The sequence below is a fragment of the Ectothiorhodospira marina genome (assembly GCF_900109495.1).
Lineage (GTDB): Bacteria > Pseudomonadota > Gammaproteobacteria > Ectothiorhodospirales > Ectothiorhodospiraceae > Ectothiorhodospira > Ectothiorhodospira marina.
The window spans coordinates 67,157-94,144 of record NZ_FOAA01000004.1; the positions used below are offsets into that span (position 1 = coordinate 67,157).

At 64.4% G+C, this 26,988-nt stretch carries 25 protein-coding genes; 17 read left to right on the forward strand and 8 right to left on the reverse strand.

All coding sequences use genetic code 11. From position 1 onward, the window contains the following. Positions 1–222 precede the first annotated feature (222 nt). Together BMY52_RS05165 and BMY52_RS05170 are read right to left on the reverse strand one after the other, a co-directional pair. On the reverse strand, positions 223–1,122 hold the full coding sequence (locus tag BMY52_RS05165) for a diguanylate cyclase (RefSeq protein ID WP_090251767.1): 900 nt from the start codon (positions 1,120–1,122) through the stop codon (positions 223–225). Then, positions 1,115–3,448 carry an ATP-binding protein gene (locus BMY52_RS05170; protein WP_143050427.1) on the reverse strand — a complete coding sequence of 778 codons (2,334 nt, stop codon included), beginning with the start codon at positions 3,446–3,448 and terminating at the stop codon, positions 1,115–1,117. Before BMY52_RS05170 ends, BMY52_RS05165 begins: the two co-directional genes overlap by 8 nt. Positions 3,449–3,666: 218 nt before the next feature. On the opposite strand from BMY52_RS05170, the gene BMY52_RS05175 reads away from it, so the two are divergent. From BMY52_RS05175 to cobJ, 3 genes are read left to right on the forward strand one after another with little or no spacing between them, the layout of a single operon-like run. After that, on the forward strand, positions 3,667–4,299 hold the full coding sequence (locus tag BMY52_RS05175; RefSeq protein WP_090251772.1) for a precorrin-8X methylmutase: 633 nt from the start codon (positions 3,667–3,669) through the stop codon (positions 4,297–4,299). Beyond that, a complete protein-coding gene (locus BMY52_RS05180; RefSeq protein ID WP_090251775.1) occupies positions 4,299–5,030 on the forward strand; it encodes a precorrin-2 C(20)-methyltransferase in 732 nt (243 codons plus the stop codon). Before BMY52_RS05175 ends, BMY52_RS05180 begins: the two co-directional genes overlap by 1 nt. Beyond that, the gene (gene cobJ, locus BMY52_RS05185) at positions 5,027–5,785 is read left to right on the forward strand and encodes a precorrin-3B C(17)-methyltransferase (protein WP_090251778.1); all 759 of its coding nucleotides are present in this window, start codon (positions 5,027–5,029) and stop codon (positions 5,783–5,785) included. The genes BMY52_RS05180 and cobJ overlap by 4 nt, the downstream gene beginning before the upstream one ends. Before the next feature lie 452 nt (positions 5,786–6,237). Here cobJ and BMY52_RS05190 read toward each other — a convergent pair whose 3' ends face one another. Next, positions 6,238–7,014, reverse strand: coding sequence for a cobalt-precorrin-6A reductase (locus BMY52_RS05190; RefSeq protein WP_090252057.1), 777 nt, complete (start codon positions 7,012–7,014; stop codon positions 6,238–6,240). A gap of 272 nt (positions 7,015–7,286) precedes the next feature. Here BMY52_RS05190 and cbiE point away from each other — a divergent pair, with 272 nt between their 5' ends. Continuing rightward, positions 7,287–8,573, forward strand: a complete 1,287-nt coding sequence (gene cbiE / locus BMY52_RS05195) for a precorrin-6y C5,15-methyltransferase (decarboxylating) subunit CbiE (protein ID WP_090251780.1) — start codon at positions 7,287–7,289, stop codon at positions 8,571–8,573. A 484-nt stretch (positions 8,574–9,057) separates the two neighbouring features. Next, positions 9,058–9,822, forward strand: a complete 765-nt coding sequence (gene cobM, locus BMY52_RS05200) for a precorrin-4 C(11)-methyltransferase (protein ID WP_090251784.1) — start codon at positions 9,058–9,060, stop codon at positions 9,820–9,822. 150 nt (positions 9,823–9,972) lie between these two features. Here the strand turns inward: cobM and BMY52_RS05205 are convergent, their stop codons facing one another. Then, positions 9,973–11,085 carry a cobalt-precorrin-5B (C(1))-methyltransferase gene (locus tag BMY52_RS05205; protein WP_090251786.1) on the reverse strand — a complete coding sequence of 371 codons (1,113 nt, stop codon included), beginning with the start codon at positions 11,083–11,085 and terminating at the stop codon, positions 9,973–9,975. 20 nt (positions 11,086–11,105) lie between these two features. On the opposite strand from BMY52_RS05205, the gene cobA reads away from it, so the two are divergent. From cobA to msrA, 12 genes are all read left to right on the forward strand, one after another. After that, positions 11,106–11,969, forward strand: coding sequence for a uroporphyrinogen-III C-methyltransferase (cobA, locus tag BMY52_RS05210; protein WP_218140395.1), 864 nt, complete (start codon positions 11,106–11,108; stop codon positions 11,967–11,969). A gap of 61 nt (positions 11,970–12,030) precedes the next feature. Continuing rightward, positions 12,031–12,549 (forward strand): transcription elongation factor GreB, encoded by a 519-nt coding sequence (greB, locus tag BMY52_RS05215; protein WP_090251791.1) that lies wholly within the window; start codon positions 12,031–12,033, stop codon positions 12,547–12,549. Positions 12,550–12,559: 10 nt separating this feature from the next. Next, positions 12,560–12,694, forward strand: coding sequence for an LPS translocon maturation chaperone LptM (gene lptM, locus BMY52_RS05220; protein ID WP_090251794.1), 135 nt, complete (start codon positions 12,560–12,562; stop codon positions 12,692–12,694). A 68-nt stretch (positions 12,695–12,762) separates the two neighbouring features. After that, positions 12,763–14,010, forward strand: coding sequence for a diaminopimelate decarboxylase (gene lysA / locus BMY52_RS05225; protein ID WP_090251797.1), 1,248 nt, complete (start codon positions 12,763–12,765; stop codon positions 14,008–14,010). A 147-nt stretch (positions 14,011–14,157) separates the two neighbouring features. Beyond that, positions 14,158–14,541: a RidA family protein gene (locus tag BMY52_RS05230; RefSeq protein WP_090251799.1), complete on the forward strand. Its 384-nt coding sequence runs from the start codon at positions 14,158–14,160 to the stop codon at positions 14,539–14,541. Positions 14,542–14,570: 29 nt separating this feature from the next. Further along, the gene (gene recG, locus BMY52_RS05235; protein ID WP_090251802.1) at positions 14,571–16,631 is read left to right on the forward strand and encodes an ATP-dependent DNA helicase RecG; all 2,061 of its coding nucleotides are present in this window, start codon (positions 14,571–14,573) and stop codon (positions 16,629–16,631) included. Positions 16,632–16,865: 234 nt separating this feature from the next. Then, complete coding sequence (locus tag BMY52_RS05240) at positions 16,866–17,318, forward strand: DoxX family protein (RefSeq protein WP_090251805.1); 453 nt, start codon at positions 16,866–16,868, stop codon at positions 17,316–17,318. 151 nt (positions 17,319–17,469) lie between these two features. Continuing rightward, a complete protein-coding gene (locus BMY52_RS05245) occupies positions 17,470–18,459 on the forward strand; it encodes a CHAD domain-containing protein (protein ID WP_090251808.1) in 990 nt (329 codons plus the stop codon). A gap of 232 nt (positions 18,460–18,691) precedes the next feature. Next, on the forward strand, positions 18,692–19,690 hold the full coding sequence (locus BMY52_RS05250; protein WP_090251810.1) for a TAXI family TRAP transporter solute-binding subunit: 999 nt from the start codon (positions 18,692–18,694) through the stop codon (positions 19,688–19,690). A 147-nt stretch (positions 19,691–19,837) separates the two neighbouring features. Beyond that, positions 19,838–22,018, forward strand: a complete 2,181-nt coding sequence (locus BMY52_RS05255) for a TRAP transporter permease (protein ID WP_090251813.1) — start codon at positions 19,838–19,840, stop codon at positions 22,016–22,018. A 112-nt stretch (positions 22,019–22,130) separates the two neighbouring features. Further along, positions 22,131–22,673 carry a hypothetical protein gene (locus BMY52_RS05260; RefSeq protein WP_090251816.1) on the forward strand — a complete coding sequence of 181 codons (543 nt, stop codon included), beginning with the start codon at positions 22,131–22,133 and terminating at the stop codon, positions 22,671–22,673. Positions 22,674–22,794: 121 nt separating this feature from the next. Further along, the gene (gene msrA / locus BMY52_RS05265; RefSeq protein WP_218140396.1) at positions 22,795–23,436 is read left to right on the forward strand and encodes a peptide-methionine (S)-S-oxide reductase MsrA; all 642 of its coding nucleotides are present in this window, start codon (positions 22,795–22,797) and stop codon (positions 23,434–23,436) included. Here the strand turns inward: msrA and BMY52_RS05270 are convergent. The 4 genes from BMY52_RS05270 to BMY52_RS05285 are packed head-to-tail and all read right to left on the reverse strand — an operon-like array spanning position 23,388 to position 26,951. Beyond that, a complete protein-coding gene (locus tag BMY52_RS05270) occupies positions 23,388–24,521 on the reverse strand; it encodes a hypothetical protein (RefSeq protein WP_090251821.1) in 1,134 nt (377 codons plus the stop codon). The two genes, msrA and BMY52_RS05270, sit on opposite strands and share 49 nt — an antisense overlap. Further along, positions 24,518–25,324 (reverse strand): DUF2169 domain-containing protein, encoded by an 807-nt coding sequence (locus tag BMY52_RS05275; RefSeq protein ID WP_090251824.1) that lies wholly within the window; start codon positions 25,322–25,324, stop codon positions 24,518–24,520. The genes BMY52_RS05270 and BMY52_RS05275 overlap by 4 nt, the downstream gene beginning before the upstream one ends. Next, positions 25,317–26,486 carry a hypothetical protein gene (locus BMY52_RS05280; RefSeq protein WP_090251826.1) on the reverse strand — a complete coding sequence of 390 codons (1,170 nt, stop codon included), beginning with the start codon at positions 26,484–26,486 and terminating at the stop codon, positions 25,317–25,319. The genes BMY52_RS05275 and BMY52_RS05280 overlap by 8 nt, the downstream gene beginning before the upstream one ends. Positions 26,487–26,501: 15 nt before the next feature. Beyond that, positions 26,502–26,951, reverse strand: a complete 450-nt coding sequence (locus tag BMY52_RS05285; protein WP_090251829.1) for a hypothetical protein — start codon at positions 26,949–26,951, stop codon at positions 26,502–26,504. Positions 26,952–26,988: the final 37 nt, after the last annotated feature.

Below are 26,988 nucleotides of genomic sequence, written 5' to 3' on the forward strand. Positions count from 1 at the left end.
AACTGTGACTTTTGCAGAGGCCAGTGGATCGGCGGCGAATCAGGCTCCTCTACTGTTCTTTGAGGACTTGATACCGAGTTTGACTAAAATGCTCGGGTATTGCAACCCCCTCCTGTTTCAGATTCTCCGGACGCCCGTCCGGTACGTCGGCTGAACCCGACATTTTCCCGCGATGTGCTCGAACCGATGCCTGCATGGCGATCGGGCGTTTTGCGTATTCCCCTAGACGCTCACCTGATTGCGCCCCGAGGCCTTGGCCTTGTAAAGGGCCTCATCGGCAAGGCTGATGAGTTTTTCCGGATCCCTCTCTTCCGGTTTCGGCTGCGCCGAGGCCACGCCCAGGCTCACCGTAAGATTGGCATGCGTGCTTGAGGCCGCATGTGGGATACCACGCTCGACAACGGCCTCCTGAATCTTTCGGGCCACGGTCAGCACACCCGCAAGATCAGTGCCGGGCAGAACACAGACGAATTCCTCTCCGCCGTAGCGGGCCACCAGGTCCGTGGTGCGTGGCAGGGTATCGCTCAATACCCGAGCCACCACCTTGAGGGCATCATCGCCCGCCACGTGGCCATAGTGGTCATTGAAAGGCTTGAAATGATCGATATCCAGCAGGATCAGTCCGATGCAGCCGCCGGTGCGGCTGGCGTGATTCCATTCTTCCATCAGCACATCATCGAATTGTCGTCGGTTGGCGATGCCGGTGAGGCCGTCAATGCGAGACAGGCGCGCCAGCGTGTCCCGCTGACGCTTGAGTTCCAGATGGTTGCGGACACGCACCTCGACAATGGCCGGATGAAACGGCTTGGTGATGTAGTCCACCGCGCCCAGTTCCAGGCCCTTGCGTTCGTCTTCCTGCTGATCCTTGGCGGTGACGAAGATCACCGGGATATGCTGGGTGGTTTCCTGCTCGCCCAGGCGACGGCAGACTTCATAGCCATCCATGCCCTCCATCTTGATATCCAGCAGGATCAGTCCGGGTCGGAGGGTTTCCGCGCGCTTCAGGGCCTGCTCGCCATTGATGGCCACGCTGACCTGATAACGCTGGCTGAGGATGTTGTGCAGCAGTTGCAGGTTCATGCGGTTGTCATCCACCACCAGCACCCTGGGTCTTTCATCCATTCATGCCCCCTTGTATCTCGGTAAGCAGGGGCTCAAGGGCCTGTGAGGCCTGCTCGAATTCAAAGTCCTCCACAAGGTCGGCGACCCGATCCAGTACGGGTGACCCCTTGAGTGATGTCATCTCCCGCAGTTGCGCCACCCGGTCCGATGCGTCGGGGCTGCAGGCCTGGAGTTCCATGGCCAGCATTCGCAGCAGATCAGCGGCTGATTTCTCCAGGGTATCCCCGGTTTCGGGGCTGCCCTCGGCGGCGAGTGTACCTGCGGCCTTGGGTAGCCAGCGCGCCAGCACCCGGTGCAGCGTTGCCGGATTGATGGGTTTGGCAATGAAATCGTTCATGCCGCTGGACAGGCATCGTTGCCGGTCCTCGCCCATGGCGTGAGCCGTCATGGCGATGATGGGCAGGCTATCCAGGGCCTTTTGACCACGCACCCACCGGGTGGTCTCGTATCCATCCAGTACCGGCATTTGCACGTCCATCAGCACCAGATCGAAAATGGATTCCGATAATTGATGCAGTGCCTGTTCACCATTGTCCGCCAGGCTCACGGTCAGGCCCATGCGGGTCAAAAGCCCCTGTGCCACCTCCTGATTAAGGGGGTTGTCCTCCACCAGCAACACCCGTCCCGCCAGGCACCCCAGGGGGCAGGTTGCCTGAACGGGTTGAACCCCACGGGAAGCGGCCTTGGGCAGTTGTAATTCAAACCAGAATTCGCTGCCCTTGTTCATCTCGCTGCGCAATTGAATCTGTCCCCCCATGAGCCGGGTCAGGTGCTGTGAGATGGACAACCCCAGGCCGGTGCCGCCAAAGCGACGGGTGGTCGAGGCATCGGCCTGGGAGAAAGGCTTGAACAGTCGCGCTTGCTGATCCGCCGGGATCCCGATCCCGGAGTCACGGACTGCAAAGCGCAAATGGGCCATATCGTTGTCTTCATCCAGCAGATCCACGCAGAGGCGCACATATCCCCGAGGTGTGAACTTGATGGCATTGGCCACCAGATTGGAGAGGATCTGACCCAGGCGCAGGGGGTCGCCGATCAGCAGACGGGGGACGTCCGGTGGGAACACAACGGCCAGATCCAGACCCTGGCTTTCGGCTCGGGACGTAAAGCCCGTGATCACATTTTCCAGCACCGTGGAGAGATCGAACCGGGTGCGTTCCAACTCCACATGGTTTGCCTCCACCTTGGACAGGTCAAGGATGTCGTTGAGCAGTCTCAGCAGGCTATCGGCTGATGCCTGCAGCTTGCTCAGATAATCCCTTTGCTGATTGGTAAGATCGGTCTGGGCCAGCAGATGTCCCATGCCGGTGATGGCATTCATGGGGGTACGAATCTCGTGGCTCATATTGGCCAGGAAACGGCTCTTGGCCAGTGTGGCCGCCTCGGCGGTCTCCTTGGCTTCACGCAGGGTGCGTTCTGCCTCCCGGCGGGCAAAAGCCCCGGCGAAGATCTGCACGATGGTCTTGAGCAGGCCAATCTCGTTGTCGGTCCAGGTGTAGGATCGATCCACAATATCCAGCCCGCAGAACCCGGTCAGGGTCTCCTCGTTAAACAGGGGCAGGGCGAGCAGGGAGCGGATGTCCTGGGATTGAAGCATTTCACGTTCGCCGGCGGCCTCGTCAGGGATAGCGGAGACGTCTGGCAGATGCAGACAGCGGGCATGGCGCAGTTGGGCAATGAACCAGGGCGATTCCGAGGCCGGGAAGTGGGTCAGGTGCTGAATCTGGGGTGGCACGCCTTCGGCGCACCATTCGTGCGTGTTACTCAGGAGCGTGCCTTCTTCCTTGAACTGAAACACGTACGAACGGCTGGCCCGGAAAAATCGGCCCATGCGGGCCAGGGCATCATCTATGGCAGCGTCCACTCCGTCTTGCGCGGCACTGACGAATCGGGCGGAGATGTCTGACACCATCTCCTCGAACCGCAACTGGCGGCGCAGATGCGCCTCGGCCCGCTTGCGATCATCGATGCGGTTCCATACCGCGTGGAGCAGATCCTTTCCTTCGTGCCGGATGCGTGTCAGCAGCACTTCCACCCAGGTGTTCTCACCTCCACGGGCCCGATGTACCCATTCGAAGCGGTGGGATCCCCGGGCCACGGCGGTGGCGTTCATTTCGCGGGCCTTTTCCAGGGAGTCCCGTCCGTCCGGCTGGGTGGGTGGGGAAAACAGGGCCGGACTCAGATTCAATAGATCCGTGCGTTCGTGATAGCCCAGCATCTGCACAGCCGCCTGATTGCAATCCACGATCAGGTCATCGGCGATCAGCAGCATGCCGTTGGCGCTGTGCTCGAACAAGGCTGGAATGAGTGCCCGATGGGGTTTCAATGATCCGTGCACCTGTCTGTGTCTCGGCCGGGGAGTCACCGCGGGGATTGCTTTTGAGTCTAGCCTCACCGTAGCAGTTGCGTTCCATCAAGGCGACCCGGGGTGCAAGTGGCAGGATAACCGGCGGGATTCGAGCGGGATGATTGCCCCTGAAGGTTGGACTCGCTAAGCTTGGCAACCCGCTTCCGCCCACTGTGGCGCCATCCGCGTTCGAATCCATGCCCCATACCTACGACTACATCAAGGATGGCCAGGCCATCTACGTTCAGTCCTTTGCCACCATCCGTTCCGAGGCACGCCTTGAGCGTTTCAGCACGGAGGAGGCGCGGGTGGTGGTGCGCGTGATCCACGCCTGTGGGATGGTGGATGTGGCAGACGAGGTGGTGTTCTCCACCCACGCCGCTCGTGCCGGACGCCAGGCGTTGCTGGCGGGCAAGCCCATCTTGTGCGATAGCCAGATGGTGGCGCACGGCATCACCCGCGCGCGTTTGCCGGCGGACAATTCGATCGTGTGTACCCTGAATGATCCCACGGTGCCTGAGCGAGCGCGGCAGATCGGCAATACGCGCTCCGCCGCTGCCCTGGATCTGTGGGGGGAGCGCCTGGATGGGGCTGTGGTGGCCATTGGCAATGCGCCGACCGCGCTGTTTCATCTGCTGGAGCTGATGGACGCAGGCGCGCCGCGTCCGGCTCTGGTGATCGGGATGGCAGTGGGTTTTGTGGGCGCTGCGGAGTCCAAGGACGCCCTGGCGGCCTATCCGGGACTCGAATCGGTGATCGTGCGCGGTCGTCTGGGGGGCAGCGCCATGGCCGTGGCTGCCATCAACGCCCTGGCCAGTGAGCAGGAATGATGTCTGGCGGCACGCTTTACGGCATCGGCCTGGGCCCCGGCGACCCGGAACTCATCACCCTCAAGGCCGTGCGCCTGCTTCAGGGCACCCCTGTGGTGGCTGCCTTCTCCAAGGCCGGGCGCACCGGCAATGCCTGGACCATTGCCGCCCCGCATCTGAGGGACGAGCAGACCCGTTTGCGTCTGGAATACCCTTTCACCCTGGAAGTATCGGTGACCGACCCCCGTTATCATCAGGAGATGGGGGTGTTTTACGAGGCCTGTGCGGCGCAATTGGCGGCGCATCTGGAGGCCGGTCGGGATGTGGCGGTGATCTGCGAGGGGGACCCGTTTTTCTATGGTTCTTACATGTACCTGCACGACCGTTTGGTGGGGCGTTTCCCGGTGCAGGTGGTCCCGGGCATTACGGGTATGAGTGCCTGCTGGACGCAGGCCAACACGCCGATCACTCATGGGGATGATGTGTTGACGGTGTTACCCGGCACCCTCCCGGAAGACACTCTGGTGGAGCGTCTGGCCCATACGGATGCCGCCGTGTTCATGAAGGTGGGCCGTAATCTGCCGCGGGTTCGATCGGCTCTGGTTCGGGCGGGGATGCTGGAGCGGGCCTTGCTGGTGGAGCGGGGTTCCATGGAGGGGGAGCAGGTGCAGCGACTGGCGGAGCGCGCCGAGGATGAGCCGGCGCCCTATTTCACCATTGTGCTGGTTCCCGGCAGGCAGGGGGTGCGATGAGCGGTCGTGTGGATATCATCGGTCTGGGGCCGGGCGCGGAGGATCTGCGCTGCCCTCGGGCCGCCCGGGCGCTGGAACAGGCGACGGATCTGGTGGGTTATGTGCCTTATGTGGAGCGGGTGGCGGCGAACACGGGGCAGCGTATCCATGGCTCGGACAATCGTGAGGAGATCATGCGTGCCCGCCTGGCCCTGGAGCTGGCGGAGCAGGGTCGTCGGGTGGCGGTGGTGTCTTCCGGCGATGGTGGGGTGTTCGGCATGGCGGCGGCGGTGTTCGAGGCGATGGATCATGGGGAGCCCCGGTGGCGGGATCTGGAGGTCCAGGTGTATCCAGGGGTTTCGGCGGTGCTGGCGGCGGCGGCGCGTCTGGGGGCGCCCTTCGGGAATGATTTCTGTGTGATCTCGCTATCGGATAATTTGAAGCCGTGGGGGGTGATCCTGAATCGCCTGGAGGCGGCGGCCCAGGTGGGGTTTGCCATGGCCTTTTACAATCCGATTTCGAAGGCCCGGCCCTGGCAGTTGGGTGAGGCCCTGGATCGGTTGCGGGTGCATTTGCCCGGGTCGGTACCGGTGATGTTTGCCCGTGCGGTGAGTCGACCGGAGGAGCATGTGGAGTTCACGACCTTGGGCGATGCCCGCCCGGAGCAGGCAGATATGCGCACGCTGGTGATCGTCGGCAATGCGGAGACGCGTGTGATCGAGCGGGCCGGGCGTGATCCCTGGGTGTATACGCCGCGGCGTGTGGGTGGGGGGTGACTTGGGTCCTCTGCCTGGGTTTTGCATTGGTGGTGGTTCCCCTCATCGGGGCCGTGTTCCCTGCGGCGGGACGCCGTGAATACCTCCCTGTAGGCTTGACCGCCGCATCCCTGCGGCGAACACCCGCCTCCGGGAACCCGCCCCCGCTGAGGGGATTGGGCTGTTGGGGCTTCGTTCGGGGTGCCTGGGCTTTACTTCGGTGCTGGTTCCCCTCATCGGGGCCGTGTTCCTTGCGGCGGGACGCCGTGAATACCTCCCTGTAGGCTTGACCACCGCATCCCTGCGGTGAACACCCGCCTCCAGGAACCCGCCCCCGCTGAGGGGATTGGGCTGTTGGGGCTTCGTTCGGGGGACGTATTTCAATACTGTGGCCGTGGCCACATGACCCTGTACGGGCCGTTCGCGAACGGCCCGCGCGGAGTGTTTGACGCAGACGGTCCGTCGGTTTACCCCTAAGCAAACGCTCCGTTGCTCGTGAACTGATGCAGCCATGCCAGGGCGGCTTGGGCGTGGGGCACTTTGTGGGCAACCTGGGCCACGGGCGGGCGTTCCACCATGACCACCTGGACGCCACATTGACGGGCCGCCTCCAGTTTGGCCCTTGTGGCGTCGCCACCAGAGTTCTTGGTGACCAGGGTGTCGATGCGGTGTTCTCTTAGCAGGGCCAGTTCATCTTCAAGTTGGAATGGCCCACGCTGGGTCAGGCACAGGCATTGGGGCGGGCGGGTTTCGGGGAGTTCGACGCTGCGGGTGATGTAGTGGTGCTGGGGGGCCTGGCAGAAGGCGGCCAGTTCCAGTTGGCCGATGGTGAGCAGCACACGTCTTGGGGTATCGCCCAGGGCCTGGGCGGCTGCGGCCATGTGGGGCACGCTGCGCCAGTGATCCTCGGGCTCGGGAGTCCATGCCGGGCGGCGCAGGGCCAGGAGTTTGCAGCCGGCTTGATCCGCTGCGGCAGCTGCGTTGGCGGAGATTTGCGCGGCGAAGGGGTGGGTGGCATCGATGATGATGTGGGTGCCTTCGGCGCGGATCCAGTCCACCAGGCCTTGAATGCCTCCAAAGCCGCCGGTGCGGCAGCGCAGGTTGGGCAGGCGCGGCTTGCGGGTTCGGCCTGCTACTGAGTACACGGGGTCGAACCGGGCGTCATCTTCCAGGCCTTTGGCCAGTTCCATGGCCTCGCCGGTACCACCGAGGATCAGGAGTTTGAGGGGGTGTTGGGTGTCTTTGGGCATGGGCGGAGGAGGTTTCAGGGGACGGCCGATGGTGGTCATCACCTTACTGGACACGGCCTTGGTGTTCCATGATCAGCGGGGTCCGCGCCCCTTCTCCCCGCGGGGGGGGGGGAGAAGGGAGTGTCAGGCATGTCTCCTCAACCTATGGATAAAGGACGTTTTGAGCCCCTCTCCCGCTGGCGGGAGAGGGGTTGGGGTGAGGGTGGGAGGGGCCGGCGGGAATCCCAATTTGTGGCACACTTGCAAGGATCCCTTCCCCCACTGCATCGCCCATGACGGATTCCCCTCTCTCACAACCCGCCCCGTCCCGCCCCTGGCTGCATTTGATCGGCCTGGGAGAGGAGGGCATTGACGGTTTGACCCCTGCTGCCCAGGCCCTGGTGCGTTCCGCCGAACTTGTGGTGGGTGGCCGGCGCCATCTGGAGTTGGCTTCTTCGTTGATTCAGGGCAGGGCGCTGCCCTGGGTATCGCCCCTGTCGGATACGCTGCCTGAACTCATGGTCCATCGGGGGCGTCCGGTGGCGGTACTGGCCTCGGGAGATCCCTTTTTCTTTGGCGTGGGCAGTACCTTGCGTCCGCATCTGGAGCCCGGCGAATGGCTGTGTCTGCCGCATCCTTCCAGTGTGGCGCTGGCGGCGTCCCGGCTGGGTTGGTCGCAGCAGGACTGTGCGGTGATCTCCCTGACGGGGCGGCCTCTGGAGAGTCTGCGTCCGGCATTGCAGCCGGGTGGCCAGGTGTTCGTGTTCAGTGCCGATGCGACGACGCCCTTTGAGGTGGCCCGGGCACTGGTGGATTGGGGTTTCGGGGAGAGCATCGTGACCGTCCTGGAGGCCCTGGGCGGTCCTCGTGAACGCCAGCGATCGTCGGCGGCCTGTGGTTTCGATCTGGATGACGTCAACCCGCTGAACCTTTTGGCCATTCAGGTGGTGGCGGGGCCGGAGGCCCGGGTGTTGCCGCGGTCACCGGGTTTGCCCGATGACTGGTTTGAGCACGATGGTCAGATCACCAAGCGCGAGGTGCGGGCCGTGACGTTATCGAGCCTGCGACCCCGGGTGGGTGAGCGGCTCTGGGATGTGGGCTGCGGCTCGGGGTCGGTGTCCATTGAATGGCTGCTGGCCCACCCTTCCACCCAGGCCATCGCGCTGGAGAGCCATGAGGATCGTGCGGCTCGGGCTGCGCGCAATGCGGCATCGCTGGGGGTGCCTCGTCTGGAGGTGAAGGTAGGACGGGCGCCTGGGGTGCTGGAGGGTTTGCCGACACCGGATGCGGTCTTTCTGGGCGGCGGTGCTCGGGATCCCGAGGTCATTGACTACTGCTGGGAGGCACTGCGCCCTGGCGGGCGGCTGGTGGCCAATGTGGTGGTGCTGGAGACCGAGCAGGTGATCCAGGCTGCCTGGCAGCGACTGGGGGGCAGTCTCACCCGGCTCTCCGTGGAGCGTCTGGATACGGTGGGTGGGCTACATGCCTTCCGGCCGGCCATGTCGGTGGTGCAATGGGTGGTGGACAAGCCGGTTGTGGGGGCCGCCCCCGGCCGCGAAGAGTATGCCTCGTCACCTTGATTTGGGTATCTTTGTGGGAGCGGGCCTCGCCCGCGAATGGTGTGCCTGGGATCTGCCTTGGTGGTGGTTCCCCTCACCGGGGCCGTATTCCTTACGGCGGGACGCCGTGAATACGTCCCTGTAGGCTTGACCACCGCATCCCTGCGGTGAACACCCGCCTCCAGGAACCCGCCCCCGCTGAGGGGATTGGGCTGTGTGGCTTCGTTTGGGGTGCCCTGGGTATGCTTTGGTGGTGGTTCCCCTCACCGGGGCCGTATTCCTTGCGGCGGGACGCCGTGAATACGTCCCTGTAGGCTTGACCACCGCATCCCTGCGGTGAACACCCGCCTCCAGGAACCCGGCCCCGCTGAGTGGATTTGGCCTTGTGGCTTCGTTCGGGGTGCCCGGATTCGGCCGTAGCGGTTTCGGTAGGCCACTGATCTTGTATGGTGTGGTGCCTCACCGATCATTTTCACTGTCATTCGGATCTTCACAGGATTAACCCATGACCGTTCATTTCATCGGCGCCGGGCCCGGTGCCGCCGACCTGATCACCTTGCGCGCGGCGCGTCTGCTGGGCGAGTGTCCGGTGTGCCTGTATGCGGGCTCCATTGTCCCTCGTGAGGTGCTGGATCATTGTCCGCCGGGGGCACGGCTGGTGGATACCGCGCCGCTGGATCTGGATGCCATCGAGGCGGAGTATGTGCGCGCCTTCGAGGCGGGGGAGGATGTGGCGCGGCTGCATTCCGGTGATCTGTCGGTGTATAGCGCCGTGGCCGAGCAGATGCGGCGTCTTGAGCGCTTGGGTATCCCGTATACGCTGACCCCCGGCGTGCCGGCCTTTGGTGCGGCGGCTGCCGTGCTGGGTCGGGAGTTGACCGTGCCGGAGGTCAGCCAGAGCCTGGTGATCACCCGGGTGTCGGGGCGGGCCTCGAAGATGCCGCCGGATGAGACCCTGGAGAATTTTGCCCGCACCCAGGCCACGCTGGCGATCCATCTGGCGATTCATCGTCTGGAGGAGGTGGTGGAGCGCCTTGAGCCCTTTTACGGGGCGGACTGCCCGGCAGCGGTGGTGGCCCGCGCCACCTGGCCGGATCAGGTGGTGGTGCGCGGCACCCTGGGGGATCTGGTGGAGATGATGCGGGCCTCGCCGGTGGAGCGCACCGGGTTGATCCTGGTGGGGCGGGCCCTGGGGAGTCGGGACTTTCGGGAGAGTGCCCTTTATGACCCGGGGTATCGGCGCCGCTATCGGTCCGGGAGGGCTGAATAGGTTGGATGCCCGCCGTCCCCTCATCCCCAGCCCTTCTCCCCAGAGGGGAGAAGGGAGCCGACCCTGACATTCCGGCGTGTTCTCCCTTGGGGAGAGGGTAATATGATTGAGCCCCTCTCCCGCTGGCGGGAGAGGGGTTGGGGTGAGGGCCTACGGGGCCGAGGTGGCCTCGCCCACCAGATGACCGGAGCGGTCAAACACCAGGATCTCCAACTGGCTCTGTTGGGGGTCGATCAGGTGCAGGGCAAAGTGCAGTGCCGCCCGGGCCACGGCGTCGCCGATGGGAACGCCCGCCGCCCGGGCATGGTCGAACGCTTCAGCCACGGTGTTGGACTGGCGAATCCTGTCCTGACAGGGTTCATCGGCCCCCACCGTGGCCGCCAGATCCGCCAATTGCCCCAGGTCCGCCTGGCCGCGTCGGGAGTGTACATCCATGAAACCCTGGGACAGCTTCGTGATCTTGGCCATGCCGCCGGCCACCGTGATGCGCGGCACAGGGTGGGTGCGCAGGTATTTGAGCATGCCGCCGATGAAATCCCCCATGTCGATGAGCGCCTCTTCGGGCAGGCCATGATGGGCCTGCACGGCCTTCTCGGAGGTGCGGCCGGTGGAACCGGCCACATGAGGCAGGCCCGCGGCCCGGGCCACGTCGATGCCCCGCTGGATGGAGTGGATCCAGGCCGAGCAGGAGAAGGGGATCACCACGCCCGTGGTGCCCAGGATGGACAGTCCGCCGATGATGCCGAGGCGGGGATTCAGGGTATCCTTGGCGATTTCCGCCCCCTGGGGGATGGATATTTCCACTTCAAGGTCGCCGGGCACGTTAAACTGTGCGGCTACCTCGCTCACGGCCTGTTGCATCATGGCCCGGGGCGAGGGATTGATGGCGGGTTCGCCCGCCGGGATGGGCAGGCCCGCGCGGGTCACCATGCCCACCCCTTCGCCAGCGGTGAATGTGATGCCGCTTCCCGGTGCGCCCTGGCGCACCGTGGCCCGGATCAGGGCGCCGTGGGTGACATCCGGATCATCCCCGGCGTCCTTGACGATGCCCGCCATGGCGGTGCCATCCCCCCGTTCCTGCACCGCCAGGGAAAACATCGGGGTGCGGTTCTTGGGCAGGGTCACCTGGACAGGGTCCGGGAACTGACCACTGACCAGGGCCGTGAAGGCTGCCTTGGTGGCCGCGGTGGCGCAGGCCCCCGTGGTCCAACCGCGTTGAAGGGCCGTACCCTGTTTGGGGGGCGTAGGGGTCTGCTCAGACATAGCACGGAGTATACTGATCGATGAATTCACTGTCCCGGACAAGCCAACCCACCATGGGCACGGCGCTGGATACACTGGATGCCCTGATCCCGGGGCTGCCGCGCATGCGCCCGGGCGAGGTCTGGATCGTGGGCGCCGGGCCAGGTGATCCGGGGCTGCTGACCCTGCATGCGCTCTCGGCGTTGCTGCAAGCGGATGTGCTGGTGCACGATGCCTTGATCGACCCCAGAACCCTGGCCATGGTGCGCCCCGACGCGGTACGCATCTTCGCTGGCAAGCGCGGCGGCAAACCCTCCACTCATCAGGACGACATCACGGCCACCCTGGTGGATCAGGCCCGGCGCGGCTTTCGCGTGGTGCGTCTCAAGGGGGGCGATCCCTTCATGTTCGGTCGCGGCGGGGAGGAAGTGGCCGCGCTGCTGGAGGAGGGGATCCCCAATCGCGTGATCCCGGGCCTCACCTCGGGTCTGGCGGGACTGAGTGCCGTGGGCATTCCGGCCACCTGCCGGGGCGTGAATCAGGCGGTGTTCCTGGCCACCGGCCATGGCGCCGGGCGCAAGCCCACGCCGGAGGGGATCGACTGGACCCTGGTGGCCCGTCTGGGGCAGCCCGTGGTGCTGTACATGGCCATCAAGAACCTGCCCCATATCCTCCAGGGTCTGACCGATGGCGGCATGGCTGCGGACACCCCGGCAGCCGTGGTGACCTCGGCCACCACGCCCCAGGAGCGGGTGGTGATCGCCACGCGGGCCACCTTGCTCGAGACCATCACCCGGGAGCGCCTGGAGGCGCCAGCGATCATTGTGCTGGGGGATATTGTCCAATGCCGGACCACCCTTGACCGGGTGGTGACCCACACGGTCAAGGAAATGTCAGATAGCTGAGCATCTCATCGGCGCCATAGATTGGTATGCTTCAGTCATTGATTGATAAGGTCTTTCGCCCATGGCACGCTGGCGCCCGCCGCAACCCCGTTCATCTCCTTACATCACCCCCGAGGGTCATGCGACCCTGGAGGCGGAGCTACAGGGTTTATGGACGCGACGAGCCGACGTGACCCGCCACCTGTCTGCCGCGGCAGCAGAAGGCGATCGTTCGGAGAATGCGGAATACATCTACCGCAAGAAGGAATTGCGGGAGATCGATCGGCGCATCCGTTACCTGCAGAAGCGACTGCCTTCCCTGCAGGTGGTGCGTGATCCCCCGACGGACCAGGCCCGTGTCTTCTTCGGTGCCTGGGTGACCCTGGCCGATGCCTCGGGTCGCGAAGTGGTCTACCGCATTGTCGGTGCCGATGAGTTTGACCCGGAGCGTGGCTGGATCAGCCTGGATTCCCCCGTGGCCCGGGCCCTCCTGGGCAAGCACCTGGACGATGAGGTGGAGGTGGAAACACCGGGTGGGGTGGTCCGCTACGAGGTGGTGGATGTGGCATACCGGGGCGCCGAGGCGTCCTCTGACTCTTGAGGTTCTTACCATGCGTTTCTGCTGGTCCAATCTGCTGCTCATCGCCGTGGTCGTGATACTGGGGACGGCCAGCATGCTCTCCAGCTGCGGTCAGCGCGGCGACCTGTACCTGCCCGATGACGAGGATCGACGGGCCGACCCCTAGGCCCTTCAGTTCACTGCCACACAACCCACCCCGGGCCATCGGCCCGACCCCGAACCGGATATCGACGGATGGATCATTTCAATTACCAGGACGGCGTTCTCTGTGCCGAGGACGTGAGTCTGCAAGCCCTGGCCGAGGCCCATGGTACGCCCCTGTACGTGTATTCCCGGGCCACCCTGGAGCGCCACTGGAAGGCCTTTGACGATGCCCTGGGGGATCACCCCCACCTGGTGTGCTACGCGGTGAAGGCCAATTCCAGCCTGGCGGTGCTGAACGTGCTGGCCCGTCTTGGGGCGGGTTTCGATATCGTCTCCGGCGGTGAGCTGGAGCGGGTGCTGCGGGCCGGGGGCGACCCGAAGCGTGTGGTGTTCTCGGGCGTGGGCAAGCAGGTGGGAGAGATGCGCCGGGCCCTGGAGGTGGGCATCCGCTGTTTCAACGTGGAATCGGTGGCGGAACTGGAGCGCCTGAACCGGGAGGCCGGCGGGCTGGGCATGATCGCCCCGGTCTCCATCCGCGTGAATCCTGACGTGGATGCCGGCACCCATCCGTATATCTCCACCGGCCTGAAGGAGAACAAGTTCGGGGTGGACGTGGAAGATGCCCTGGATCTTTACCGCCAGGCGGCCGCTCTGCCCCACCTCAGGGTGACGGGACTGGATTGCCATATCGGCTCGCAGCTCACCTCACTGGATCCATTCGTGGATGCCCTGCGCCGGGTGATCCTGCTGACCCGAGCCCTGGAAGGGGAGGGTATCCACCTGGAACACCTGGACCTGGGCGGCGGCCTGGGCATCCGTTATCAGGATGAGACCCCGCCCTCGCCACGCGACTATGCCCAGGCGATGCTGGCCGAACTCAAGGGCACCGGCTACGAGATCCTGCTGGAGCCCGGCCGGGCGATTGCCGGCAATGCCGGGGTGCTGGTCACCCGTGTGGAGTATCTCAAGCCCACTCGCCACAAGGATTTTGCCATCGTCGATGCGGCCATGAACGATCTCATTCGCCCGGCCTTGTACGATGCCTGGATGGATATCCTGCCGGTGCGGCCGCGCGGCGGTGAAAGCCGTGAATATGATGTGGTGGGCCCGGTCTGCGAGACCGGCGACTTCCTGGGCAAGGGGCGCTCGCTGGTGCTGGAGGAGGGGGATCTGCTGGCGGTGCGTTCCGCTGGTGCCTACGGTTACGTGATGAGTTCCAACTACAATACCCGAACCCGGGCCGCCGAGGTGATGGTGGAGGGTGATCGTGCCCATGTGATCACCCGGCGCGAGACCCTGGAGGATCTGCTGGCGCGGGAGACGGTATTGCCTGCATAGGTTGTGCCCGCCGCCCCCTCATCCCCGGCCCTTCTCCCCGGAGGGGAGAAGGGAGAAAGGCTGGCTGCCTGGTGGAAGGTTGCAACACCCTTCCCGTGGTGGGACATGACACAATAGAGACTTCACCCTTCCCCAAGAGGAGTCCCCATGGCACGCGAGATCATTGCCACCCCCAAGGCCCCCCAGGCCATCGGCCCCTATTCCCAGGCGGTGAAGGTGGGTCACACCGTCTACCTGTCCGGCCAGATCCCGCTCATCCCGGAGACCATGGAGCTGGTGGATGGGCCCATGGAGGATCAGGTGCGCCGCGTCTTCGATAACCTGTCCGCCGTGGCCGAGGCCGCCGGAGGGGATCTCAACGATATTGCCAAGCTCAACATCTTTCTCACCGACCTGGGGCATTTCGCCACCGTCAACGAGATCATGAGCCAGTACTTTGCCGAGCCCTATCCGGCCCGCGCCGCCATCGGCGTGGCCAGCCTGCCCAAGGGCGCACAGGTGGAGATGGATGCCATCATGGTGCTGGAGTAAGCCTGACTCCCCACGCAACGGACGCACCCATGACTGAACCCATCACCGCCCTCAAGGGGGTGGGCCCGAAGATGGCTGCCCGGCTGGATCGCCTGGGCATCGCCACCGTCACCGACCTGCTGTTTCATCTGCCGGCCCGCTACCAGGACCGCACCCGCCTCGTACCCATGGGTGGCCTGCGACCCGGAGACGAGGGCGTGGTGGAAGGGGAGGTGGATCATACCGAGGTGGTGGCACGGTCCAAACGCATGCTGCTGGTGCATCTGAGCGATGGCACCGGCGGCATCACCCTGAGGTTCTTCCATTTCTCCGGTGCCCAGCAGCAGGCCATGGCCCGGGGCACCCGCCTGCGCTGTTTCGGTGAGGCCCGCATGGGCAAGGCGGGCATGGAACTGGTGCATCCTGAGTACCGCATCCTGCGTGAGGGCGAGGCCGTGGTGGAAGAATCCCTCACGCCCATCTATCCCACCACCGAGGGGCTGCACCAGATGAGCCTGCGTCGGCTCACCGACGAGGCCCTGGCCCGACTGGACCGGATCCCCGAGTGGTTGCCCGCGCATATCCTGGATTCGGCAGGGCTGCCGGATCTGGTCACGGCCCTGCGCACCGTGCACCGCCCGCCGCCTGATGCCCCCGTGTCCAGCCTGCTGGAGGGCCGCCACCCGGCCCAGCGTCGACTGGCGTTCGAGGAACTGGTGGCCCATCACCTGAGCCTGGGTCGCGTCAGGGCACGGACCACGGATCAGCCCGCCCCCCCGGTGCGGGTAGCCGGTCAACTCCCGCAGCGATTGCTGGAAAGCCTGCCGTTTCCGCTGACCGGGGCCCAGCAGCGTGTGATCCATGAGCTGGTGAACGATATGGCCCGGCCCCATCCCATGCTGCGTCTGGTGCAGGGGGACGTGGGGGCGGGCAAGACCTTGGTGGCCGTGGCCGCTTGTCTGCATGCAGTGGAGGCGGGCTATCAGGCGGCGGTGATGGCGCCCACGGAGATCCTGGCCGAGCAGCACCATCGCAACTTCAAGGCCCTGCTCGAACCCCTGGGTGTTGACGTCGCCTGGTTCTCGGGCAAGCAGGGGGCCAAGGCCCGCCGCGAGGCCAGTGAGGCGCTGGCCACCGGCCAGGCCCGGGTGGCCGTGGGCACCCATGCCCTGTTCCAGGGAGATGTGACCTTCCAGGATCTGGCCCTGGTGGTGGTGGATGAGCAGCATCGTTTTGGTGTGCACCAGCGCATGGCACTGCGGGAGAAGGGCGCCCGGGACGGGCGTCTGCCCCATCAGCTGATCATGACCGCCACCCCCATCCCCCGCACCCTGGCCATGACCGCCTACGCGGACCTGGACTATTCAGTCATTGATGAGCTGCCACCGGGGCGCAAACCCATCAAGACCGTGGCGCTCAGTGATGACCGGCGCGAAGAGGTGGTGCAGCGGATTCATCACGCCATTGGTGAGGGGCGCCAGGCCTACTGGGTGTGCACACTGGTGGAGGAATCCGATGTGCTGCAGGCCCAGGCAGCGGAGGATACCCATGCCCAGCTGGAAGAGGCCCTGGAGGGTATCCGTGTGGGGCTGGTGCACGGGCGCATGAAGCCCCGGGACAAGGAGGCGGTGATGGCCCGGTTCCAGGCTGGCGAGGTGCAGTTGCTGGTGGCCACCACGGTGATCGAGGTGGGGGTGGATGTGCCCAATGCGTCACTGATGATCATCGAGAATGCCGAGCGCCTGGGACTGGCCCAGTTACATCAGTTGCGGGGGCGTGTGGGGCGGGGCGAGGCGGCCAGTGCCTGTGTGCTCATGTATCACCCGCCACTGTCCCAGACCGCCCACCGTCGTCTGGAGGCCTTGCGCAACAGCACCGACGGTTTCGAGATCGCCCGCATCGACCTGGACCTGCGCGGCCCCGGCGAGGTGCTGGGCACCCGCCAGACCGGGATGATGCAATTTCGCATCGCCGATATGGTGCGCGATCAGGACCTGCTGGAGGACGTGAAGACCGCGGCCGGCCGGCTGACCGCCGAACACCCTGACCACGTGGACCCGCTGATCGACCGCTGGCTGAGCGGCTCCCAGGAATATGGTCGTGTGGGTTGAAGGGCCGCGAGACCGATCGGTCTCATCACGCTGGCGATTGAATTGAACAAAACCCTTCTGTCAGTGCACTAATACGGGGATTGGACACTGGCTACTGATTCTCAGTGTAAGATCTGGATAACACAAAGTAGCCCCGCTCGTCGGTCATATGAATGCGCTTATCGGCCTGGATGCGCTCGGTTTCGGCGGGGTACGCATCACCCTCGATCAATAAAAGCTGAAAGGAGAAGCTGAATGCAATTGAATCTCAACGAGCTGCTCTTCGGCGGTCAGACACCCACCTCCATGGCCACCGATGCGGGCATGACCGTGCTGCGGGTGTCGGCCGGGCTGATGATGGCCTTTGGGCATGGATTGGGTAAGCTGCCCCCTTCGCCGGGGTTCGTGGGTATGGTGGAAGGGCTCGGGTTCCACTCGCCCGAATTGTTTGCCTGGATGGCCGGCCTGGCCGAGGGGATGGGTGGCCTGCTGCTGGCCGCCGGGCTGCTGACGCGGGCGTCGGCAGTGGCCATCCTGGGTTCCATGCTGGTGGCGGCCTTCATGGCCCATGGGGGTGACCCTCTGTTTGCCACCGGTGGTCCCAGCAAGGAGTTGGCCCTGCTGTATGCCGCTGTGATGGTGCCCTTCCTGATCGCAGGCTCCGGCCGCTACGGGGTGGACTCCATGTTCCGTCGTCAGGACGATTGATCAGCGGGGATTCAGATGTGAGCGGCCCCAAATGCCATTGTTGTTCAGGGCCGCCCTTTTCCTGGCATGTTCCGCAGCTGTCATACTTTCATCATACTGTCATCTCGCTCGGTCTTAATGTCGCCCCTGATATCCATTGATCCGGAGCCCCATGAAACAAGCCCTGGCAGCCCAACCCGCCTCTCGCGCCGTCCGTCACCTGGCCAGGACCTATCTGGACCAGGCCCAAGCGGCCTGCGACCGACTGGATGATCCCGCGGATACCGAAGCCCTGCATGACTTTCGGGTGGCCCTGCGGCGCCTGCGCAGTCTACTCAAGGCCCATAAGGGCTACGCAAAGCAGTGGCTGTCGAAGAAACTGCGTCAGCGCGCCAAGGATCTGGCATCCAGCACCGGACTGGCGCGGGATACCGAGGTGCAACTGGCCTGGCTCATGAGCCAGCAGGCTCGCATCAAGTCCCATCAGCGCTCGGGTTTTCTGTGGATGAAGGCGCGTCTGCAGTCTCGGCTCGATGATGAATATGCGGACATCCGGTCGGCAATACCGTCTGCCTTCAAGCGTTTTCACAAGCGCATGAACGAACGGTTGGATCTGGACAAGGACGATGACGCTCCACCGTTCGGTCGGGTCACGGCCCTGCGCCTGACCGAGGCTGCCGAGGAGTTCCAGGTTCACCTGGACAAGGTGAGCAGCGATGCTACCCAGGAGGAAGTCCACCAGGCGCGGATCGCCGGCAAACGCCTGCGCTATCTGCTGGAACCCGTGGCCAGGGAGCTTGAGGGTGGCAAGGATCTCATCAAGGAACTCAAGGAGATGCAGGACCTCATGGGGGAGATCCATGACATCCAGGTATTTGCCGAAGAACTGGCTCAGGCCTCTGAGGAGGCCGGCGCCGAGCGCATGCGGCGAATGGTGCAACTTTCCCTGGAGCGTGGCGAGGACGACCCGGACCTGCAAGCAGCACGGCGCACCGACGAACGGGCTGGCCTGATGAGCCTGGCCCGACAACTTCACGACCGCCAGGAGCACTTGATGTCGCGGCTGAGTGCCAAGCTTGAAGATGGTGAGGCGGAGCGTTTTCTGGCGCATCTGGAGCAGGCAGTGGAGCAGCTTCACGCACTGGCCTATCCAGAGGACTGACCCGCCTCCTTGGCACGGTTCCGTAGTGCACCACGCAGTTCACCTGAAAAATTTGCCCGCCGATTTCAATCGAATCCATCAATCCGCAATAATCCGCACCCGGTCTATGCTATCTTCCGGAACGGGCTCGGCCGGCGGAGACATGGCAGTCTGTCCGGGTGGCCCATGATTCAAACCATCCAGAAGAACGGGAGGCCAAAACGGCCCCCAGACTCCCAGGAGGAGTTTTGCCATGCTGAAAAGTTGTATTCGTTGGGCGGGTGTGGCCGCTCTGAGTTGCGCGGTGGCGCTGGGCGGCGCCGTATCCGCGGATGAACATGCCAACTGGCCAAGCTCCGCCAAGGTGGGTACCGCCTCTCAGGGTGGAACCTACTTCATCTATGGCGCCGGCTGGGCGGGCCTTGTGGACGAAGCCACGGGTGTCAATATGTCCGCTGAGGTCACCGGTGGCCCCGCCCAGAACATGGTGCTGGTCCATCAGGGACAGCTTGAATTCGGCATGACCACCATGGGGCCCGCCTTCGAAGGCTGGAATGGCAAGCTGCAGGTGGCCAGAGGCCTGGAAACGCGCAACGTGCGTGCCATGTTCCCCATGTATCAGACCCCCATGCAGGTTGTTGCGCTGCAGCGATCGGGTATCGATAGCGTGTCCGATCTGGACGGCAAGCGTGTGGGCGTGGGTCCCCGTGGGGGCACCGCCAGCATGTTCTGGCCGCGCTTCTTTGAAGACCTGGGTCTGGATGTGCGTGTGCGCTTCGGTGGTGCCGCTGACCAGGTGGGTCAGGTGCAGGATGGTATCCTGGATGCCTTTGCCTTCGCCGCGGGCGTGCCCATCTCTGCCTTCAGTCAGATCGAGGCTCAGCAGCCGGTGAACATCTTCTCCCTCAACGAGGAAGAGATCGCCCAGATGGTGGAAAATCACCCCGTGAGCCGCATTGTCATCCCGGGTGGCACCTATCGCACGGTGGAAGAGGATCAGGCCACGGTGGCACTGTGGAATTTCGCCATTGCCAATAAAGACATGCCGGAGAGCCTGGTTTACGAGATCATGAAGACGGTGCTGGACAACAATGACCGCATGATGAACGTGCATCGTTCCGCCAGGGAAACCCTGCCCGAAAACATGGAGCACAACAATTTCATGTGGTTCCATCCGGGAGCCGTGCGTTACTATCAGGAAAAGGGTATTGAGGTGCCCGAGGATCTGATTCCGCCCGAATACGAGGGCTGAGAAGCTGCCAGGATGGTTGTCAAGGAGTCGGGCCGCGCTATTGCGGCCCGACGCTTTTGACCTCAACCACACTGACGCTCCGGCCTCACGTCATCCCTGGACGGTGCGTTGCCTTGATTGACACTGAACGCTCAGAAGATCTCTCCCATGACGAGCTCCGAAAAATCGGGCCCCGCTGAAGATAAAGATATCGCTGCCGCCGCGGCCGCCGCCGAGGAAGGCACCTCCTCTCAGCGCAATCTCACCCGTTGGCAATACTGGCTGCTGTTTGCGCTGGGTTTGACCTACACCAGCTTCCACCTGCTGGTCCTCAATGTCTTCCCTGTGGAGACATGGACCTTCCGTATTCTGCACGTGGCGGGGGCCTTGGTGATCGGTTTCGCCATTGTCGCCGCCTGCGTACCGCCCGCCGATCAATCACCCGGGCGACGATGGTTGCTTGAGTTACTGCCCATGGTGATTACCGTGGGGGCAGCACTCTACTCCGTGGGTGCCATCATTGCCGCCTACATCATGCGCCATGCCTGGGACTACGACGCATGGTCCATGCCCGAGTGGCTATTCCAGAGTTTCAGCTGGACTCTGCTGGCCGCCACCGTGCTGGGCATCCTGTTCGCCTGGGTCTTCAAGCCCCGTTCGGATCGCATCGGCTGGTACGACTGGTCATTGATGGCCAGCAGTGTGTCGGTGGGTGCCTATCTGGTCTTCCATCTGGCGGACCTGCAATTTCGCGCGGGCGTGATGCCCACCCAGCCCGATTTTTGGGTTTCGGTGGCCGGTATCCTGTTGATCCTCGAACTCACTCGCCGTGTCGCCGGCATGGCGCTGGTGGTGATCGCGGCCATCTTCATCCTCTATGGCTTCGCTGGTCCCTGGTTGCCGGGGGTGCTGGAGCATGGCGGGTACAATGCCGATCGTTTCTTTACCTATCTGTACACCGATAACGGCATCCTTGGGCCCACCACGGCGGTGTCTTCCACCTACATCATCCTGTTCATCGCCTTTGCCGCCTTCCTGCAGGCCTCCAAGGTGGGTGACTATTTCGTGAACTTTGCCTTTGCCGCCGCCGGGCGGGCCCGAGGTGGTCCGGCCAAGGTGGCGATATTCGCCAGTGGCCTGATGGGCATGATCAACGGAACCTCGGCCGGTAACGTGGTGGCCACCGGCTCCCTGACCATCCCTTTGATGAAGCGTGTGGGCTATAGCCCACGCAGTTCGGGTGCCATCGAGGCGGCGGCCTCCACCGGTGGGCAGATCATGCCGCCGGTCATGGGGGCGGGTGCCTTCATCATGGCGGAAATCACGGGTATCCCCTATACCGAACTCATCATCGCCGCGCTGATCCCGGCGGTGCTGTACTTTGCTTCCGTTTACTTCATGGTGGATCTGGAGGCCGCCAGGACAGGGATGAAGGGGTTGCCCTCCAAGGATCTGCCCAAGGTGGGTAAGCTGTTGAAGCAGGTCTACCTGTTCGCGCCCATTCTTATCCTGATAGGGACGTTGTTCATGGGGTATTCGGTCATCCGCGCCGGTACCGTGGCCTTGATGAGTGCCGTGGTCGTCAGTTGGCTCACGCCCTTCCGCCTGGGCCTGGTGGGGTCTGCCAAGGCCCTGGAGCTGGCGGCACGCATGTCCATCCAGTTGATTGCCGTTTGTGCCTGTGCCGGCATCATCGTTGGTGTCATTGGTCTGACGGGTGTGGGGCTACGCTTCTCCACCATGCTCCTGGCGGTGGCGGAAAACAGTCAGCTGCTGGCCCTGTTCTTTGCCATGGGGATCTCGGTGATCCTGGGCATGGGGATGCCCACCACGGCCGCCTACGCCGTGGCCGCCTCCGTGGTGGCCCCGGGCCTGGTCCAGATGGGCGTCGAGCCCTTGGTAGCCCACTTCTTCGTGTTCTACTTCGCGGTGATCTCGGCAATCACGCCGCCAGTGGCCCTGGCCGCTTATGCGGGGGCGGCCATTGCCGGTTCCGAGCCCATGCGCACCTCGGTGACTGCCTTCAAGATCGGGCTGGCGGCCTTCATCGTGCCGTTCATCTTCTTCTATCACCCGGCCGTGCTCATGGTGGGTGAATGGTGGCAGATCACGCAAAGCTTCCTGTCGGCCTTGCTGGGTGTGTTCATGCTGGCAGCAGGCGCTCAGGGGTGGTTCTTCGGGATGGCCAACCGCGTGGTGCGGACACTGCTGTTCGTTGGTGCCCTGATGGCCATCTCCGGTGAACTGGTCAGCGATATCGTCGGCCTGGGCCTGGGAGTCACGTTGCTTGTGTGGCAGTTGAAGATGGCCCGTGGTGGTGGAAAATCCACGGTGGCCGAGGCATCGTGACCATCGCAGGCAGGCCCTGATGCAGGGCCTGCCTGCTGGTGAGCGGCAATGGTGTGTGCGCCGGCTTTCGTCGGGAATCTGTTCTTGCGATGAATGGTGATAAGGGGGCGTCATGGGAGACCAAGCCTATCTGGTGGCACTCACCGGGGAACGGGTCGAAGGGGTGGACCTGGCCACGGCGCGGTCCAACCTGGCCAGCCTGTTTCGTATCACCGAGGCGCGGGCCGCGGCCATGCTGTCGGGTAAGCCCGTGGTCATCAAGAAAGGGGTGGATGAGGTCACGGCCAGGCGATATCAGGCCTCCCTCAGGGAAGCGGGTGTACTGGCCCGGCTGATGGCCTGCGCGCCGGAGCCTGATCCGTCGTCCACCTCGACCGAGGACCCGGGCGAGCCGCCCATCCCATCCGGTGCAGAGGCGCAGATCCCGGAGGCGGGTTGGACCCTGGCGCCTGTGGGCACCGATCTGAGTGATCGTGAGGAACCTCCTCCCCTGGAGGTGGACCTGTCTGAACTGACACTGGCTGAGCCCGGTGTCACCCTGGGCACCCCCCGGGACCACCCTCCCTTGAAGGTGGATACCAGCGATCTCACCCTCGCATCAGTACCCAACGAGGATGGGCCATCATCAGAGGGATCGGACAACCCCCGTCAGTAACCCGGATGCACTGCGAAGCGGGCCTCGCCTGTGAAGTGAAAACAACAAGCACCAAACTTTCCCTTCCCGGTGCTTTCCAATACAGGCAAGCCAGCCATGCACTCCCGGGAGGTAACCCACCGTGTTCTCTTTCATGCGCAAGACCGCCATGCCCCGTCCTGACCAGGCCCTGCCCGGTCGAGATGAGCCAATGCCCGTGAGTGAGCGCCATGGGGTGCTCAACACCCCCATGAAACCCCCGTATCCTGAAGGCATGAAGATGGCGATGTTCGGGATGGGGTGCTTCTGGGGCGCCGAGCGGGCCTTCTGGGAGCTATCCGGGGTGCATGTGACCGCCGTCGGCTATGCTGGCGGCCATACGCCCAATCCCACCTACAAGGAGGTGTGTAGTGGGATGACCGGCCACAACGAGGTGGTGCAGGTGGTGTTTGATCCGCAGATCATCAGTTATCAGGATCTGCTGAAGGTCTTCTGGCAATCCCACGACCCAACCCAGGGCATGCGTCAGGGTAACGATGTCGGTACCCAGTACCGCTCCGGCATCTACACCCACGACGACGACCAGGCCCGAGAGGCGGCCGAGTCCCGAGAGGTGTATCAGCAGGCCCTGAACGCCAGGGGGCGGGGCGCCATCACCACCGAGATTGTGCCGGCGCCGACCTTCTATTTTGCCGAGGATGACCATCAACAGTATCTGGCCAAGGTGCCGGGTGGCTATTGTGGACTGGGCGGTACGGGCATCCCCTGGCCACAGGCATCCTGACCGGTTTCATCGCCCAGAATGACGGCGCCGCGCTCGTCGCCAAGGGGACAATCCAGCACGGCGGTGGTGGCAATGCGGGGCCCGGCGCCGGATCGGACCATGAACCGGGTGTGCCGCATCCAGATGCTGGCCAGGGCCAGTTGTAGCAACCATTGCACGGCACCAGCGTGACCGGTGGCGACGCCGCTATTGAGGGTGGGGGGCGTCATGGATTCCGGGGGCAAGGGATCATTGTCGGGCGCTGGGGGGAGTGGCGAACCCTCCTGAATGTCGGCGCGCAGAGGCCACAGGCGTGCCTGACAACTCCACCACGCCCGATCCCCCTGGGGGCCGCTTCCCGGTGGCAATACGATGCCATCCAGGTCCGATGGCTTGAGGCCTGCCTGTCCCAGGGCGCTGTCCAGGGCCTGGGGCAGGGCGGGATGCTCATCGGGCGCGCCGCATCCCGGTGTGGGTTCGGGGCAGCTGTCCCAACCCAGTACATGGATTCCCCTGCCGTTATCTCGCATCGGGAGGAAGACTGCGGCCTCGCCCGGGACGAGGCCGTCTTCATTGTCCCAGGCCAGGGGCACCTGGCAGTCCACCAGGCTCAGCAGGCTTTCAGGGTGCAGAAGACTGTCCACGCCACCCAGGAACAGAGTGCGGTCCGGGTGGCAGGACAGCGCATCCCGCGCTTGATCCAGCAGCGTGATGTCGGATCCATCCACGCAGACAGGTTGCCATCGTGCTTCGGGGTGGCGCAGGCCTGCCTCGGCCATCCAGCCCCAGAATGCTTCCGGGTGCGGCCGAGCCCGTTCACCCGAGGTGGGGTGATACGGCCATAAGACCAGAGCTTGGGCGGGCAGGGGATGCCTCAGGGCGCCCCTGAGGAGGGCTCGCATTCGCGTGACGCTGTCCTGCGAGGTGTTCATCGAGGGCACCCCGCGCAGCACCTGGTGACATCCCTCGGGAGAAGCCAATGCCGCCGTGTGGGTGAGGCGTTGCTCCATGCCCAACGGTGTGGAAGCCGCGGCCCAGAGCGCCAGGGGATCGTTGCCGGCTGCGGTGCACAGACCCATATGGGCCGGGTCCAACACCAGTGTCATGGGCCATTGTCTCCGGAGACGGTGTTGTCCTGCTCATCCCGGTGGCGGACGATGATCCAGCCGGCATTGTCGGTCCTCTCCTTGGGCAGGCATGCCCGGAATAGCCGATGAACCCGTCGGGTGACCAGATCCAGGGTCAGAGTATCGCAAGTCAGATGCAGTCGCTTTCGTTGGCCATTGCCAATCACCCAGGCCTGAACCGGGTCGGTTGATGGCAGTATCAGATTCAGATGCCGCTCACCCCGCCGTGCTCCGCGCGCCTTCAACTGAAGCCGTTCGCCCCCCGTGAAGGGACCCGGCAGGCGCTGATCCGGTGGAGCTGCCTGGTGGCAGTGCAGGGGCAGTGCGCCCTGGATGGGAGGGGAATGAATACGATCGGGGGCCGTGTTCAAGCCCCTCAGGAGGCGGGCCCGGTGCGAGGGAAGGCCTGCTGCATCCTTGCCGGGCCTCAGGGTGATCACCTGGGCGCGTTCCCGAAAGTGTTTTCCCCAGAGCCGGTGTCCATCCCGCCACAGGGTGATGTCCAGGCCTCTCCCCCTACCGGGAGATCCGTGCAGCAGAAACTCCGCCTGTGCCTTGAAAGGCACGATCTCCGACGGACGACACAGCCCAATGCCCGGGTGGGGGATATCCAGCGTGTCGGTCAATACCAGGGGTTCACTGGGCAGCAGGGCTCGCAGGCAGCCCGTACCGTCCAGCGCGTGGCTGCACTTCACTACCAGCGTGATCCCCCTGTGTCCCTGGGGATCAAAACCGGGGAAGAGACCGGCGGTCCATGTGGTTCGGTTCGTCAGTTCATGCATGCACCACCTCCTGACGGGACGCCCTCCGCAATGCCTGAATACGCTCGGCCAACTGCTGTCGTCGCCGGTATTGCCAGTGTTCCCGCGGTGGCGCCGGGAGCCTACCCAGGGTCAGGGCAAGACGCAACTGCAGCCCATCCGCCTCACGTCCCGCCGTGGCCATCACCTGGCAGGCCAGGCTGATGGGATTTTGCGGTGCGCCCTGCCAGAGGCGCTGGCGGGGATGGAGCCGGGGACGCATCTGTCGCCACCAGGAGTGGGCCATCGCCTGAGGGCCAGGGCCGGCATCGGCGTGCCATGGCCGCGGGCCGCGCGAAACCCTTGGCAGTCGCAGACCCGAAACGGCCTCCAGCGCCGCATGGATTTCAGGCAGGTGGCGTGCCTGGGTCAGGCCCGCGATGAGCGCATCCACTGCCGCCGGCGTTCCATTCAGGGCCAGGCCCCATGCCGCGCCCGGCTGTCGGGGGAGCGCATCGACCAGCGTTTCCAGGGCCTCGGGCAGGCCCAGGGCGCCCATGAGTCGCAGCACGGCGTCGCTGGTCTCGATCTGTTGCAACTGCGCCAGCCCCTCACGGGCCGATATCCGCCCCCGAGCACAGGCGCCGCGCACCCACCAATACTGCATCGCCGAAGAGGCATCGCTTGCCAGGATGTCCCGGTCGACGTTCGGGGCGCCGGGATGATCGGCCATCCAGCGCAGTTGGGCCAGCATGGCGTTGGGATCGTCGCTGGATGTGAGGTGCGGCAGCTGGGCGGGTACACCTTCCTGACAGCGGGCGATTTCCCAGCAGAGCGGTCGCAGGGCTGGAACGGAGTCCAGGGTGGTCAGCCAGGGTCCCAGTGGCTCGGGGGACAGGTGAATCAGCAGCCAGCGCCAGGGGTGTCGTTCATCCTCGATCAGGGCGCTGACCACGTCCTCTGGAGGGGGCGGCTGATGGCTCACCCAGGTGGCGGCACAGCGCAGGAAGCGGGCAGAGTCTGAGGCGTCCTCAGGCAGCACGGCGTTGGCGTCACGCCCCAGCAGCAGCCACTGGGTAAGCAAACGTTGCTCCAGCCGCTCGAGGCTGGCGGCGTCGTCCAGTGGCAGGGCCTGACGGCGGCGATGCTGATCCCACAGGGCCCGGGCCAGGTCTTCATGTTGTTTCCAGAGAGGCCGTTCCATGGCGATGCTCCCGGGTCAGTTAAAGTGGATACGGGCCGCCAGAAAGTGCATCAGCCGCGCCATGATGCCGTGCAGTTCCCGGCCACGCATTTCCATGCGGCCCGCCGGATCCAGAGTCATGGAGGACTCCCCGCAGCGCAGATACAGACCGCGTTCGGCCCGCAACTGCACGTGGCCGTCACGTTCGGTGACCGCCTGGGAGGGCGGGGCCTCCCCATGGCGACGGAGGCGGTCCAGGATCACCGGACCCGTGGCCGGTTGCAGCAGTACCAGTACCCGGTCTCCCGGGCGCAGGGCCGGTGTGGACTGGGCGTGGGCCATGGGGCACACGGTGGTGCCCTCGCAGTCCACCCAGAGGGCCTCGCCGGCCTGGGCCTGGACAACGCGGGCCAGTGTCACCTGGCGGGTATTCGCAGGCGATGACTGCGGGTTGGGGTTCAGCGGCAAGATGTCTTTGGCCTGCATGGTGGCACTCTCCCTGTGAGCGGGGCCGCGGCCCCAG

Excerpts from the sequence above, each read along its gene's own strand:
- BMY52_RS05275 (WP_090251824.1), bottom strand. The coding sequence starts at position 25,324 with ATGCATGAACTGACGAACCGAACCACATGGACCGCCGGTCTCTTCCCC.
- cbiE (WP_090251780.1), top strand. The coding sequence starts at position 7,287 with ATGACGGATTCCCCTCTCTCACAACCCGCCCCGTCCCGCCCCTGGCTG.
- BMY52_RS05255 (WP_090251813.1), top strand. The coding sequence starts at position 19,838 with ATGACGAGCTCCGAAAAATCGGGCCCCGCTGAAGATAAAGATATCGCT.
- BMY52_RS05240 (WP_090251805.1), top strand. The coding sequence starts at position 16,866 with ATGCAATTGAATCTCAACGAGCTGCTCTTCGGCGGTCAGACACCCACC.
- BMY52_RS05250 (WP_090251810.1), top strand. The coding sequence starts at position 18,692 with ATGCTGAAAAGTTGTATTCGTTGGGCGGGTGTGGCCGCTCTGAGTTGC.
- recG (WP_090251802.1), top strand. The coding sequence starts at position 14,571 with ATGACTGAACCCATCACCGCCCTCAAGGGGGTGGGCCCGAAGATGGCT.
- BMY52_RS05245 (WP_090251808.1), top strand. The coding sequence starts at position 17,470 with ATGAAACAAGCCCTGGCAGCCCAACCCGCCTCTCGCGCCGTCCGTCAC.
- lysA (WP_090251797.1), top strand. The coding sequence starts at position 12,763 with ATGGATCATTTCAATTACCAGGACGGCGTTCTCTGTGCCGAGGACGTG.
- cobJ (WP_090251778.1), top strand. The coding sequence starts at position 5,027 with ATGAGCGGTCGTGTGGATATCATCGGTCTGGGGCCGGGCGCGGAGGAT.
- BMY52_RS05285 (WP_090251829.1), bottom strand. The coding sequence starts at position 26,951 with ATGCAGGCCAAAGACATCTTGCCGCTGAACCCCAACCCGCAGTCATCG.
- BMY52_RS05280 (WP_090251826.1), bottom strand. The coding sequence starts at position 26,486 with ATGGAACGGCCTCTCTGGAAACAACATGAAGACCTGGCCCGGGCCCTG.
- BMY52_RS05230 (WP_090251799.1), top strand. The coding sequence starts at position 14,158 with ATGGCACGCGAGATCATTGCCACCCCCAAGGCCCCCCAGGCCATCGGC.
- BMY52_RS05205 (WP_090251786.1), bottom strand. The coding sequence starts at position 11,085 with ATGTCTGAGCAGACCCCTACGCCCCCCAAACAGGGTACGGCCCTTCAA.
- cobA (WP_218140395.1), top strand. The coding sequence starts at position 11,106 with ATGAATTCACTGTCCCGGACAAGCCAACCCACCATGGGCACGGCGCTG.
- greB (WP_090251791.1), top strand. The coding sequence starts at position 12,031 with ATGGCACGCTGGCGCCCGCCGCAACCCCGTTCATCTCCTTACATCACC.
- BMY52_RS05190 (WP_090252057.1), bottom strand. The coding sequence starts at position 7,014 with ATGCCCAAAGACACCCAACACCCCCTCAAACTCCTGATCCTCGGTGGT.
- BMY52_RS05260 (WP_090251816.1), top strand. The coding sequence starts at position 22,131 with ATGGGAGACCAAGCCTATCTGGTGGCACTCACCGGGGAACGGGTCGAA.
- cobM (WP_090251784.1), top strand. The coding sequence starts at position 9,058 with ATGACCGTTCATTTCATCGGCGCCGGGCCCGGTGCCGCCGACCTGATC.
- BMY52_RS05165 (WP_090251767.1), bottom strand. The coding sequence starts at position 1,122 with ATGGATGAAAGACCCAGGGTGCTGGTGGTGGATGACAACCGCATGAAC.
- lptM (WP_090251794.1), top strand. The coding sequence starts at position 12,560 with ATGCGTTTCTGCTGGTCCAATCTGCTGCTCATCGCCGTGGTCGTGATA.
- BMY52_RS05175 (WP_090251772.1), top strand. The coding sequence starts at position 3,667 with ATGCCCCATACCTACGACTACATCAAGGATGGCCAGGCCATCTACGTT.
- BMY52_RS05270 (WP_090251821.1), bottom strand. The coding sequence starts at position 24,521 with ATGACACTGGTGTTGGACCCGGCCCATATGGGTCTGTGCACCGCAGCC.
- BMY52_RS05180 (WP_090251775.1), top strand. The coding sequence starts at position 4,299 with ATGTCTGGCGGCACGCTTTACGGCATCGGCCTGGGCCCCGGCGACCCG.